Raw genomic sequence first — 12,686 nt, forward strand, 5'->3', positions numbered from 1 at the left:
CGGGTCCTCAGAACGAAAAGTCCTTGAACACGTCGGGCATCTCGGCCTTCATGGCCTCGGCCTCCTGGGCCGCATAGGCCTGGGCGTCCCACAGCTCGAGGTAGGCGCCCATGCCGAGCAGCACCACGTCCTTGCTGATGCCGGCGGCGGCGCGCAGCTCGGGCGAGACGAGCACGCGGCCGGTGCCATCGACCTCCACGTCCATGGCGTTGCCGAGGAAAATCCGCTTCCACCACTGCGCCTGCATGGGCAGGGTGGCGATGCGGCCGCTGAACTCGAGCCAGGCTTCGCGCGGAAACACCATCAGGCAGCCGTGCGGGTGCTTGGTGATGGTCAGCGCGCCGCCCAGGGCGTCACGGTGCCGGGTCGGCACGGAGAGCCGACCCTTGGCATCGAGACTGAGATTGGAGGCGCCCTGGAACACCGCGATCACCCTGGAAATGGGACTTTCCACCACTTAATTGCACTTTTTTCCACTGTAGCAGGAAAAAACCGCAAAGCGAGCGGTGTCGCTCGCCTTTTTTCCAATGAAATCAACCACTTAGAGGCGATTTCGTGCAACTTTTGAAGCCAAAAAGCACATAAAAAGCAAGCACTTACAACGTGCTCTGCATGTGATGCTTCAAAACCGGAACACCCGCATGGGGTGTCCGTGCCCCGTGATGGGGCGACAGGCGGTCGCTCAGGCCGCGCCCGGCCCGATCGGCGCGGCCAGCGGCAGGTCCCAGGGCGGCAATTGCTCGCGCAGAAAGCCATACAGGCACATCGCCGCCCGCGGCAGCTCGCGATCGGCGCGCTCCAGCCACATCTCGGACAGCGGAAGCGGCGCAAAGCCCTCGTCGGGCGTCAGCAAGCGCAGGCCCGCGAGGTGGCCGACGGAGGCCTTCTGGAACACACCCACCGCGAGCCCGGCCATCACCGAGGCCTTGAGCACCTCCACGCTGGCGCTCTCCTGCACCACCACCCAGGGCCTGCCCGCGGCGGTCAGCGCTTCCTCGGCCCAGCGCCGCAGCAGCGAGCCCGAAGGCAACACCGCCAGTGGCAGCGGGGTCTTGCGGTGAGGATCGGCGCGCCGCGACACCGCCCACACCACCGGGTCGCGGCGCAGCAGCACGCCGTGGCCCTGGCCGCTCTGGAAGGCGTTGATCGTGATGTCGAACTCCGTGCCGAGCTTGCGCTGCATCTCTCCGGCGACGCCCACCTGCAGATCGATGTGGATCGCCGGGTAGAGCGCCGAAAACTCGGCCAGCAGCGGCGGCAGCACCGCCGTGGCGTAGAAGTGCGTCGCGCCCATGCGCACGGTGCCGCGCACGATGTCCGGCTGCATCTGCGCCATCGCCTCCTGGTTGAGCGCGAGCAGGCGGCGCGCGTAGCCCAGCAGCACGCGACCGGCATCGGTGAGCCGCAAGGGCTTCTTGCGGTGTTCGAACAGATCGGTTCCCACGCAGTCTTCGAGCCGTGAGATCTGCTGGCTGATGGCGGCCTGGGTGCGGTGCAGGTAGCGGGCCGCGGCGGTGTGGCCCTCGCAGTCGACCACGGCCACGAAGGCGCGCAGCAGCTCGGGTGCGAGCAGGCGCCCGCGCAGCATGTCGGCGCGCGCCGGGGGGTCGGAAGGCGCGGGTGGCGTGGGTGAATTCACGGTCTGTTATGCCGCGGATAACAACTCTTTGTTTGCCTGCAGGCGTTTTGCAAGCCTAAGATCAATCTAATAATTCCATGAAATCGAGGCCTAACGCTGTCACGAATCCATGATCAAAAAGGCATCCCTCTCAACCATTCTCTTCCCCCTCCTCTTCAACCCGACTGGCGCCCAAATGGCCACCCCACTGGACCGTTTCGTGGCCAATGTGGATTTTTGCGCCTTCATGGTTTCACCGCCCGACGGTGAAACCGACGAATTCATCGAACGCTACCAGGCGGCGCTCGGCCCGGCATTGGCAAGCCTGCTGCAAAGCCAGCCGCCCGGCCCTCCCATTCAGGGCACCGTGACGCAGGCCTTGTTCATCTTGCGGGGGCGCTGTGAAGCCACCCTGCTCCGTTTCGCCTTTCAACGCGCCACTTGAGCCGCCCATGGAAACACCACTGCCTGAATCACAACTGTCTGCGTGCGACGTCAAGGGTCGATCGATTCACCACGCCCTGCCGTTTTCCGACGAATTCGGCGTGGAATTGCGCGGCATGGTCGTGCGGCACAACATGTCGGCCGACGAAATCGGATTTATCCACCAGATGCTGCTGAAATACCGGGTGGTGTTCTTTCGCAACCAGCATCAGCTCAGCGACGAATCGCACCGCGATTTCGCGGCGCAATTCGGCGACATCGTGGGCCACCCGACGGTGGGCGACCCGGCCGACGGATCGATCCTCGAGCTGCATTCGCACCGCGGTGGCCGTGCCAACTCCTGGCACACCGACGTCACCTTCGAGCTGCGCCCGCCGAAGATCTCGATGTTGCGGGCGGTGACGCTGCCGCAGCGCGGCGGCGACACGGTGTGGGCCAACACCGCCGCGGCCTACGACCACCTGCCCGCGCCGATCCGGGCCATGGCCGACCGCCTGTGGGCGGTGCACGGCAACGACTTCGACTACGCGGCCAGCCGGGTCGAGTTGCTGCGCGACGAGGCCGCGCGCCAGTACCGCCGGCGGTACGCATCACAGGTGATCAAGAGCGAACACCCCGTGGTGTGCGTGCACCCCGAAACCGGCGAGCGCTGCCTGCTGCTGGGTCACTACGCCCAGCGCTTCGTGCACTGCGACACCCACGATTCGGACCGCATCTACGAAATCCTGCAGGCCCATGTGACGCGCCTCGAGAACACCATCCGCTGGCGCTGGGCCCCGGGCGACCTGGTCATGTGGGACAACCGCGCCACGCAGCACTACGCGATCAACGACTATGGCGACCGCATGCGCATCATGCGGCGCGTGACGGTGGCCGGCGACCTGCCCATGGCCCTGGACGGCACCCGAAGCCGGGTGCACGCGGCCTGAGGCCCGCCGGCCGGCACCTCAGAGGATGTAGCGCGACAGGTCTTCGTCGCGGCTCAGCGCGCCGAGGCGTTGATTCACATAGGCCGCGTCGATGGCCACCGTCTGCCCCTGCCGGTTCGGGGCATCGAAGCTGACCTCGTCAAGCAGGTGCTCCATCACCGTCGACAGGCGGCGCGCGCCGATGTTCTCGGTGCGTTCATTGACCTCGCAGGCGATCTGCGCGAGCTGGCGAATGCCGTCGGGCGTGAACGCGAGGCTCACGCCCTCGGTGGCCAGCAAGGCCTGGTATTGGCGCACCAGCGAGGCATGGGTCTGCGTGAGGATGGCCTCGAAATCGTCGACCGAGAGCGATTGCAGCTCGACCCGGATCGGGAAACGGCCCTGCAGCTCGGGGATCAGGTCGCTGGGTTTGGACAGGTGGAACGCGCCGCTCGCGATGAACAGGATGTGGTCGGTCTTGATCGGGCCGTACTTGGTCGACACCGTGGTGCCCTCCACCAGCGGCAGCAGGTCGCGTTGCACGCCCTGGCGCGACACCTCGGCGGTGCCGCCCTCGCTGCTGCGCGAGGTGACCTTGTCGATCTCGTCGATGAACACGATGCCGTTCTGCTCGGCGTTGTGCAGGGCGCGCGTCTTGATGTCGTCCTCGTTGACGAGCTTGGCCGCTTCTTCGTCGATGAGCAGCTTCATGGCCTCGGCGATGCGCAGCTTGCGCACCTGCTTGCGGCCGGCACCGAACTGGCCGAACAGGCCCTTGAGCTGCTCGGCCATTTCCTCCATGCCCGCCGGGCCCATGATTTCCATGGCCGGGCGCGGCTCGGCGAGTTCGATTTCGATCTCGCGCTCGTCGAGTTCGCCCTGGCGCAGCTTCTTGCGAAACGTCTGGCGCGCGGTGCTGTCCTGCGCCGGTGGCGGCGGCTCGAAGCCCACACTGCGCGGCGGCGGGATCAACGCGTCGAGGATGCGTTCCTCGGCGGCGTCTTCGGCGCGCGCGCGCTGCTTGCGCATCTCGCTCTCGCGCATCTGCTTGATCGCGATGTCGGCCAGGTCGCGCACGATGCTGTCCACGTCCTTGCCCACATAACCCACCTCGGTGAACTTGGTGGCCTCGACCTTGATGAAGGGCGCATCAGCGAGCTTGGCGAGCCGGCGCGCGATCTCGGTCTTGCCCACACCCGTGGGCCCGATCATGAGGATGTTCTTGGGCGTGATCTCGGGACGCAGCTTCTCGTCCACGAGCTGGCGGCGCCAGCGGTTGCGCAGCGCGATGGCCACGGCGCGCTTGGCGCCCTGCTGGCCGATGATGAAGCGGTCGAGTTCGGAGACGATCTCCTGCGGGGTCATGGACGACATGGCGCTGGTCAGTCGAGTGTCTCGATCGTGTGGTTCATGTTGGTGTAGATACACAGCTCGCCCGCGATCGCGAGCGATTGCCGCACCACCTGCTCGGCACTGAGCGCGGTGTGGTCGATCAGCGCCTTGGCCGCGGCCTGCGCATACGCACCGCCCGAGCCGATGGCCACGATGCCGTGTTCGGGTTCGAGCACGTCGCCGTTGCCGGTGATGACCAGGGCCGCGGTCTTGTCGGCCACGGCCAGCATGGCCTCGAGCCGGCGAAGCACGCGGTCGGTGCGCCAGTCGCGCGTGAGTTCGATGGCCGCCCGCGCGAGGTGACCCTGGTGCTTTTCGAGCTTGGCCTCGAAGCGCTCGAACAGGGTGAAGGCGTCGGCCGTGGCGCCCGCGAAGCCCGCGAGCACGCGGTCGTGGTGCAGCTTGCGCACCTTGCGCGCCGTGCCCTTGATCACGATGTTGCCGAGCGTCACCTGCCCGTCGCCGCCGATGGCGACCTGCACGCCCGACGGCGTTTCGCGCCGGACACAAACGATGGTGGTGCCGTGAAAGGATTCCATGGAAAACAAGATGGGGGTTCGAGGGAGCCGATCAAGAGACACCGTGCAACCGGCTTGGCCCGGCCATCGGTGCCGCCCCTTGCGGGGTCGCGCGCAGCGCGGCGGGGGTGCCGCCGGTCAGTCGTTGCGCACCACCACCTTGGCGTATTCGGTGATGCCCACGACGTGGAAGAAGGCCGAGACCAGGCGGTGCACGTCGACGAACTGCACCAGCCGGCCTTCGGCGTGGTGGCCCGTGACCCAGTTGAGCAGCGTGCCGGCGGCCGAGAAGTCGACGCGGATCAGGTTGCGGCACGAGAGGATGAGCACGTCGGCGCCGTTCAGGCGCAGCTCGAGCATGTCGATCGTGCCCTGCGCATCGCCGCGGATTTCGCCGAGCAGCTCGACCAGGCCCAGGTGGCTGTAGCCGCCCGTGGGCGAATCGATGATGGACTCGCCCGACACCGTGGTGGGCGCGGCCTCCAGCACCGATTCGCCGAGCACCGAGTGCAGGCTTTCGTCGCCGTTGTCGCCGCGCACCGACTGGTAGCGGCAGCGCGGCTTCTCCCAGCCCGGGGGCGAGAGCTCGTAGGTGACGCAGAAGTCGAGCGCGGTGAGCTCGAACTCGTCGACGCGGTTCATGAGCCGCAGCACGGCCATGCGCAGCTCCCACCAGAGCTGCTCCACGTCGCGGCGGCCCGAGGGTGTCATGCTCTTGAGCAGGTCGCGCAGGCGGCTGCCGCCGGCGAACTGCAGGTCGACGTCCTGGTCGGTCCAGAGCGTGACCAGGCCCAGCAGCGCGCGCGCGGCCTTGGGGTCCATGGCGGTGAGCGGGGTCCAGTCGAGCACCCAGGGCTGGCGCGCGCGCGCCAGCACGTTTTGCAGCGTGCCGATGGCATGGGCGTCGAGCTCGGCCTCGGCGACCCAGATGGCGCGGGTCTGGCCGGCGGCCCAGGGCGTCTCGGTGCGGCCCACGGCCCGCGCCACTTCGGCGGGCATGTCGTACCACTGCGGGGCCGAGCGGTTGAAGCGCGTGGCGAAGTCGACGGCGCGGTTCTCGAACGGGGCGAGCTGGCCGGTGGCGCGGTAGAGGTCGAACAGCGCGAGCCAGTCGGACTCCTGCGCCGGGCGCGGGCCGTCGGCGCCCAGCACCTCGAGCAGGCCCTGCTCGGCGCCCGCGTCGTCGCCGTTGGCGAAACGGATCGCGGCCTCCTCCACCTCAGGGTCCTGCACGATCTCCTGCACGTCGAGCGCGTAGAAGTGCGACGCCGAGAAGGTGGAGCCGTGGCTGCTGTGCCCGCTGGCGCGCGGCGCCATCAGGCCGGTGCGCGCGGTGGACGAGGGCTTGAGCGGCGCGGGCACGGTCTTGGCGGCCGCATCGGCCACGGGCGCAGGCGCGGGCGCGGCGCGTGCGTTGACCGGGTTGAGCAGCGGCGCGGGCTCGGTGACGTCGTACTGCGCCTTCAGGCGCGCGGGGTCGACCGCGGGCATGGGACGCGGCTCGCTGGGCTTGTGCGCGCCCGAGATCGGGGCCTGCGAACTGTTGCCGCCCGAGCCGGTGCTGTTGATGGAGTCGGCGCCCTTGGTCTTCCACCATTGCATGGACATCTGGGCTTCGATCTCGTCGATCTTCTTGAGCGTCATGGCCCGGTCGTCGGGCTTGGACGGCATGCTGCTCTGGAAGAACGACGGCCGCATGCCCTGCGCTTCGGCGGGCGTGCCTTCGCGGCTGCGGATCTTGCGCAGCATGTCGAACTCGCGCTTGCGCACGAAGTCGTTGCGGCGCTTGCGCTCGATCATCTCCTTGAGCGCCGCCTTGCTGTACTCGCTTTCGCGGTCGGCCTGGCGGGTGTCGAGATCGGCCCAGCTGGTGGTGGGGTGGCGAACGAACTTCACCACCTTGGAGAGAAAGCCGCCGCTGGAATCGTCCTTGGCCATGGAGAAGTCGTCGGGGAATCGGGAAAGGTGCCGAGAGAACTCAGTCGCCGAACATCTTCTGCTTGAGCTCGCGGCGCTGCTGCGCTTCAAGCGACAGGCTGGCGGTGGGCCGCGCCATGAGGCGGCCGACGCCGATGGGTTCGCCGGTTTCCTCGCAGTAGCCGTAGTCGCCCGAGTCGATGCGCGCGATGGCCTGTTCGATTTTCTTGAGCAGCTTGCGCTCGCGGTCGCGCGTGCGCAGCTCAAGGGCGTGTTCTTCCTCGATGGTAGCGCGGTCGGCCGGGTCGGGCACGACCACGGTGTCTTCGCGCAGGTGCTCGGTGGTTTCACCGGCGTTGGCCAGCATGTCGGCCTTCAGGCGCTGCAGCTTGAGGCGGAAGAAAGCGAGCTGCTGGTCGTTCATGTACTCGCCATCGGGCATGGAGAGCACGTCCTGATCGGTGAGTTGTTCGACCGGCAAGGTCTTCCAGTTGTTGGCCCGTTTGGGGTCTTTTTGAAGGGAAGCAGGGACTGGGGTCGTCATGGCGGTTCGCTCAATCGTGTGTGTAAAGGTCGCCTTGGCGGCGTCCGGGGCGTGGGTGGGCACCACCTCCGCCTGGGTCATCTGTTCGAGCATGGCCTTGCGCATGTCGCGCTTGCTCGCGGGCTTGGGCACGGCAACGGTCGTCAGGGGTGCGGGTGTTGCCGCCACCTTGTCGATCAGGGCCTGGGCCTCGGAGGCCGCACGGGCCACCGCAGCCTTGGCAACGGGTTTGGCCGCTGCGGGAGCGGCGGCCTTCGCCACCGGTTTCGCCGCCGCTGGCACCGCCGTCTTGGGGGCGGGCTTCGCGGCGGTCTTGGCCACGGGCTTGACCGGTGCTTTCGCAGGCGCTTTTGCCGGCACCTTCGCCGGCGCCTTGGCCACAGGCTTCGCAGCGGCCTTGGCCGGCGCCTTTGCAGGGGCCTTGGCCGGTGCCGCTTTCGCGGCCTTGGCCACCGGCGCCTTCTTGGCGGCGGTCTTGGCCGGCGGAGCCTTCGTGACCGGCTTGCGCGCGCTCGCCACCGCTTTGGCCGTCTTGGCCGCAGCGGAAGACTTGCCTGCTTTCGCTGCCTTGGAAGCCGGGGCTTTCACAAAGGAACTCCTGTGGATGGCGGGCGTGGCACGGACAGGGCATCAAGCCCCGGCCCGTGGACCGGTGTCGACGATTCGGACCGGAGTCGCGTCGGCAAGGGCACTGTTATACCGCTTGCCAACCCAGGCCCAGGGCGTGAACACCCCGGACGGACCCCCCAGCCCTTTCGGCGCGCGCGATTGTAGCGATGTGCCGAGGCCTTGATGGCGCAGGACGTTGCGGGTGTTGTGCCAAACCCCACGACACGCCGCGCACCGGCGACCCGGCGCGCTTCACAGCAAGGCCTGGTTGAGGCCTTGTTCGAGGATGTCGCGCGGCAGGTCGATGCCGATGAACACCATCTTGCTCTGGCGCTTCTCGTCCGGCCCCCACTCGGGCCCGAGGTCGCTGCCCATGAGCTGGTGCACGCCCTGGAAGATCACCTTGCGCCCGGTGCCGTCCATGTGCAGCACGCCCTTGTAGCGCAGCATGCGCGGGCCATACACCTGCACGATCGCGCCCAGGAAGTCTTCGAGTTTCTCGGGGCTGAAGGGGCGGTCGGCGCGGAAGACGAAGCTCTTCACATCATCGTCGTGGTGGTGGTGATGGCCGTGACCGTGCTGGTGCGAGGGGTGGTTGCAATGCTCGCCATGCGCGTGGTCATGGTCGTGGTGATCATGGTCATGGTCGTGCCCATGGTCGTGATCGTGGTCGTCGGGCTTGAGGAAGTCCGGGTCGATCTCGAGCTTGGCATTGAGGTTGAAGCCGCGCAGGTCGAAGATCTCCTTGATCGCGACGTCGCCGAAGTGGGCGGTTCGCATGGGCGCGCGCGGGTTCATGTGCTTCAAGCGGTGGATCAGCGCGTCCACCTCCTCGGCGCCCACCAGGTCGGCCTTGCTGATGAAGATCTGGTCGGCGAAACCCACCTGACGGCGCGCTTCCTGGCGGTCGTTGAGCTGCTGGGCCGCGTGCTTGGCGTCCACCAGGGTCACGATGGCGTCGAGCAGGTACTGCTCGGCCACCTCGTCGTCCATGAAGAAGGTTTGCGCCACGGGGCCGGGGTCGGCCAGGCCGGTGGTCTCGATCACCACCCGCTCGAAATCGAGCTCGCCCTTGCGCTTCTTCTGCGCCAGGTCGGCCAGCGTGGCGCGCAGGTCGTCGCGGATGGTGCAGCAGATGCAGCCGTTGCTCATCTGGATGATGTTCTCGGTGGTGTCGGCCACCAGGATCTCGTTGTCGATGTTCTCTTCGCCGAACTCGTTTTCGACGACGGCGATCTTCTGGCCGTGGGCCTCGGTGAGCACGCGCTTGAGCAGCGTGGTCTTGCCCGAGCCGAGGAAGCCGGTGAGGATGGTCGCGGGGATGAGGGCCATGGGCGGTCAGGGGTGGGTGAACAGAAAACGCAACAGTGTATCGATAGCAAACCGCTCAGGCGGTGGGCCGGCGCATCACCACCAGGCCCTTGAGGTATTCGCCCTCGGGGAACTGCACGGTCATGGGGTGGTCGGGCGCGCCGCCCATGCGCTGCAGGAACACGCCGTCCACGCCGGCGTCGATCCCGGCCGAGGCCACGATCTTGTGGAACAACTCCACGCCCACGCCGCCCGAGCACGAAAACGTGAGCAGCAAGCCGCCGGGCTTGAGCAGCTTGAAGCCCAGGCGGTTGATGTCCTTGTAGGCGCGCGCGGCGCGTTCGGCATGCGCCGCGGTGGGCGCGAGCTTGGGCGGGTCGAGCACGATGGCGTCGAACTGGCGGCCTTGCTCGACGAAGCGGCGCAGCGTGGCGTTCACGTCGGCGTCCAGCCATTCGCAGCGCGCCGCGTCGAGGCCGTTGAGCGCCACGTTGGCCGCGGCCTGCTGCAGCGCCGGGCCCGAGGAATCGACCGACACCACGCGCTGCGCGCCGCCCGCGAGCGCGGCCACGGTGAAGCCGCCGGTGTAGCTGTAGCAGTTGAGCACCTCGGCCAGGCCGTAGCGCTGCACGAGCTCGCGGCACAGGCCGCGGTTGTCGCGCTGGTCGAGGTAGTAGCCGGTCTTGTGGCCCAGCGCCACATCGAGGCCGAGCTTGCAGCCGTGCTCCTGGAGCACCAGGGCGGTGTCGCCGCCGCCGCGCAGCCAGCCCGTGGCCTCGGGCAGGCCTTCGAGCTGACGGCTGCTGGTGTCGCTGCGCTCGTACAGGCGCGACAACCCGGTGAGCTCGAGCAGCGCGTCGGCGATCACGCCCTTCCAGCGCTCCACGCCCGCGGCGCCGAACTGCGCGACCAGGGTGTCGCCGTAGCGGTCCACCACCAGACCGGGCAGGCCGTCGGCCTCGGCGTGCACCAGGCGCACGCCGTCGCTGGCCACGGCCAGGCGCTCGCGCAGCGCGATGGCCGCGCGCAGGCGCTCGCAGAAAAAGGCCGCGTCGATGCGCTGGGCCTGCTCGAAGCTCCAGGCGCGCACGCGGATCTTCGAGGCCGGCGAGCACGCGCCCCAGGCCAGGAAGCGGCCCTCGGCATCGTCCACGCGCACGGTCTCGCCCGGGTCGGCGCTGCCCTTGGCCACCGCGCCATCGAACACCCAGGGGTGGCGGCGCAGCAGCGAGCGCTCCTTGCCGGGCTTGAGGCGGATGGTCTTCACGGACGCAGGTAGGTAAAGCCTTCGCGCGCCTGCAGGCGGGCCACCTCGGCCACGCCCGAGGGCACCACCGAGGCCTCCATCACCACCTTGGACGGGTCGATGTTGCGCGACACCAGGGTGTTGTTGCACACGCGGAACTCCACGCCCTTGTTGGCGAGGTCGGCGATGGCACCCGCGAAGGGCTGGTTGTTCGCATTGACCGCGCCCTGCAGCAGGAAATCGATGCCCGCGCCGTGCGTGACCACCACGATCTTGGCCTTCGGGTCGGCCGCCAGGTGGTTGCGGATGTTGCCCAGGCCGCGCGTGGCCTGGGCAATGCCTTCGCTCATGTGGTAGACGGTCTTGATGGCCGGCTCGGCCGCCGGCGCTGCGGACTGCGCCTGGACCGGCGCGGCCAGCGCCACGGCGAGCGCGAACAGCGCGGACTTCAGGGTGAGCAACAGACGGGGCATGGGATCTCCGGGAAAAGGTGAGATGGAAAAGGAAAAACGGGCGCGCGCCGCTCAGGACTTGCCCGGGCCGCTGCGCGCGCGCGGGTGGGCCGCGTCGTACACCTGCGCGAGGTGCTGGAAGTCGAGGCGCGTATAGACCTGGGTGGTGCCGATGTTGGCGTGGCCCAGCAGCTCCTGCACCGCGCGCAGGTCGCCGCTGGACTGCAGCACGTGGCTGGCGAACGAGTGGCGCAGCATGTGCGGATGCACCGGGGTGGTCAGGCCGGCCTGCAGCGAGCGGCGCTTGAGGCGCACGCGGATGTGCTGCGGCGTCAGGCGCTGGCCGCGCTGACCGATGAACAGCGCCGCATCGCCGCCTGCCCAGGCGGCGCGCGCCTCGAGCCAGCGGCGCAGGGCCGCGAGCGCGGCGCGGCCCACGGGCACGCTGCGCCGCTTGCTGCCCTTGCCCAGCACATGGGCTTCGCCCGCGTCGAGGTCGATCCAGCCGCGCGCGCTGGCGCTGGCCGCCACGTCGAGACCCACGAGCTCGCCGATGCGCAGGCCGCAGCCGTAGAGCAGCTCGGTGATGCAGGCGTCGCGCGCTTCGAGGCCGGGATGGTCGTCGGCCTGCGTGTGTTCGGCCAGGCGCACCGCGTCGTCGACCGCGAGCGCCTTGGGCAGCGGCTTGCCGGCCTTGGGCGCGCGCACATCGCGCACCGGGTGGTGCTGCGTGATGCCCTGCCGCGCGAGCCAGGTGTAGAAGCCACGCCAGCCGGAGAGCACGAGCGCGATGCCGCGCGGGCTGCGGCCACCGCTGTGCATCTGCGCGATCCAGCGCCGCACGTGGTGCATCTGCACCTGCGGCAGCGCCACGCCGGCCTCGCCCGCGAAGCCCGCGAGCTTGCGCAGGTCTTCGGTGTAGAGCGCCACGGTGCGCTCGGCCAGCCGTTTGGCCACGCGCACGTGTTCGAGGTAGGCCGCGACCAGGCCCGCGTCGTCGTCGGTGCGCAGCGGGCCGGCAGCGTTCATTCGGTGGCGGCAGGCACCACGGGCCGCAGGCGCGCGAGCGCGGCGCTCGCGAGCTCGCCGATGCGCTCGAGGAAGTCGGTGCCCATGTCGGGCGCGAAACGCTGCGGGTCGGCCGAGGCCAGCACCAGCAGGCCGAAGGCCTGCGGCGCCGCGCCCGCGCGCAGCGGAATCAGTGCCAGCGAGGCCGCTGCCGAGGGGTCGGCCAGCCACTGCGCGGCTTCCAGGCCCGGGTTGTTGCCGCAGTACGGCGCGGTGAGCGAAGACGCGAAGGCGCGCACGTCCTCGCTCGCGCCCTGCGCATAGGCCTCGTGCGCGAAGGCATCGGCCACGCCCCAGACCTTGATCGCCACCTGCGGCACCATGAACTGGCTCGCGAGCTCGACCGCCACCACCAGCGGCACCTCGCGCGCCTCGCGCACCATCAGCAGCTCGCGCGTCCAGCGCTGCAGCTTGTCGGCGATGGCGGTGTTCTCCTTGCCGTGGCGCACCATTTCGGCGGCCTTGAGCTCCAGGCCCTTGATCTTCTCGCGCAGCATCTCGGCCTGGCGCTCCTGCAGGCTCACCGCGCGCCCGCCGTGCGGGCTGGTGAGCTGCACCTCGGCCAGCAGGCCGGCGTGGCGCTCGAAGAAGTCGGGGCTGTTGGCCAGGTACTGGGCGATGTCGTCCTCGGTGATCGGCGGGATCGGCTGGGTCATGGT

At 68.7% G+C, this 12,686-nt stretch carries 13 protein-coding genes; 2 read left to right on the forward strand and 11 right to left on the reverse strand.

Translation table 11 applies throughout. From position 1 onward, the window contains the following. Positions 1-7: 7 nt before the first annotated feature. Entirely contained in the window at positions 8-424 is a 417-nt protein-coding gene (mraZ, locus tag WDZ95_RS08320; protein ID WP_166231285.1) for a division/cell wall cluster transcriptional repressor MraZ, read from the reverse strand. Between the two features lie 258 nt (positions 425-682). Further along, entirely contained in the window at positions 683-1,639 is a 957-nt protein-coding gene (locus WDZ95_RS08325) for a LysR substrate-binding domain-containing protein (protein WP_425777644.1), read from the reverse strand. 175 nt (positions 1,640-1,814) lie between these two features. On the opposite strand from WDZ95_RS08325, the gene WDZ95_RS08330 reads away from it, so the two are divergent. Continuing rightward, entirely contained in the window at positions 1,815-2,063 is a 249-nt protein-coding gene (locus WDZ95_RS08330) for a hypothetical protein (protein WP_425777646.1), read from the forward strand. 7 nt (positions 2,064-2,070) lie between these two features. Next, positions 2,071-2,991 (forward strand): TauD/TfdA dioxygenase family protein, encoded by a 921-nt coding sequence (locus WDZ95_RS08335; protein WP_425777648.1) that lies wholly within the window; start codon positions 2,071-2,073, stop codon positions 2,989-2,991. Positions 2,992-3,009: 18 nt separating this feature from the next. Here WDZ95_RS08335 and hslU read toward each other — a convergent pair whose 3' ends face one another. The 9 genes from hslU to WDZ95_RS08380 form a co-directional block, all read right to left on the reverse strand. Beyond that, positions 3,010-4,344 carry an ATP-dependent protease ATPase subunit HslU gene (gene hslU, locus WDZ95_RS08340; protein WP_287469760.1) on the reverse strand — a complete coding sequence of 445 codons (1,335 nt, stop codon included), beginning with the start codon at positions 4,342-4,344 and terminating at the stop codon, positions 3,010-3,012. Positions 4,345-4,352: 8 nt separating this feature from the next. After that, entirely contained in the window at positions 4,353-4,901 is a 549-nt protein-coding gene (gene hslV / locus WDZ95_RS08345) for an ATP-dependent protease subunit HslV (RefSeq protein WP_166227542.1), read from the reverse strand. A 117-nt stretch (positions 4,902-5,018) separates the two neighbouring features. Further along, positions 5,019-6,818 carry an STAS domain-containing protein gene (locus WDZ95_RS08350; RefSeq protein WP_425777651.1) on the reverse strand — a complete coding sequence of 600 codons (1,800 nt, stop codon included), beginning with the start codon at positions 6,816-6,818 and terminating at the stop codon, positions 5,019-5,021. A 40-nt stretch (positions 6,819-6,858) separates the two neighbouring features. Then, a complete protein-coding gene (dksA, locus tag WDZ95_RS08355; RefSeq protein ID WP_425777653.1) occupies positions 6,859-7,929 on the reverse strand; it encodes an RNA polymerase-binding protein DksA in 1,071 nt (356 codons plus the stop codon). Positions 7,930-8,202: 273 nt separating this feature from the next. After that, on the reverse strand, positions 8,203-9,282 hold the full coding sequence (locus WDZ95_RS08360; protein ID WP_425777655.1) for a CobW family GTP-binding protein: 1,080 nt from the start codon (positions 9,280-9,282) through the stop codon (positions 8,203-8,205). Positions 9,283-9,337: 55 nt separating this feature from the next. Further along, positions 9,338-10,528 carry a class I SAM-dependent rRNA methyltransferase gene (locus WDZ95_RS08365; RefSeq protein ID WP_425777657.1) on the reverse strand — a complete coding sequence of 397 codons (1,191 nt, stop codon included), beginning with the start codon at positions 10,526-10,528 and terminating at the stop codon, positions 9,338-9,340. Further along, on the reverse strand, positions 10,525-10,980 hold the full coding sequence (locus tag WDZ95_RS08370; protein WP_425777659.1) for a DsrE family protein: 456 nt from the start codon (positions 10,978-10,980) through the stop codon (positions 10,525-10,527). The genes WDZ95_RS08365 and WDZ95_RS08370 overlap by 4 nt, the downstream gene beginning before the upstream one ends. A gap of 51 nt (positions 10,981-11,031) precedes the next feature. Further along, positions 11,032-11,988, reverse strand: a complete 957-nt coding sequence (locus tag WDZ95_RS08375) for a tyrosine recombinase XerC (protein WP_425777661.1) — start codon at positions 11,986-11,988, stop codon at positions 11,032-11,034. Then, complete coding sequence (locus tag WDZ95_RS08380; RefSeq protein WP_425777663.1) at positions 11,985-12,683, reverse strand: DUF484 family protein; 699 nt, start codon at positions 12,681-12,683, stop codon at positions 11,985-11,987. Before WDZ95_RS08380 ends, WDZ95_RS08375 begins: the two co-directional genes overlap by 4 nt. Between the last annotated feature and the right edge of the window lie 3 nt (positions 12,684-12,686).

It is taken from the genome of Hydrogenophaga sp. T2 (assembly GCF_049843535.1).
GTDB lineage: Bacteria > Pseudomonadota > Gammaproteobacteria > Burkholderiales > Burkholderiaceae_C > Hydrogenophaga > Hydrogenophaga crocea.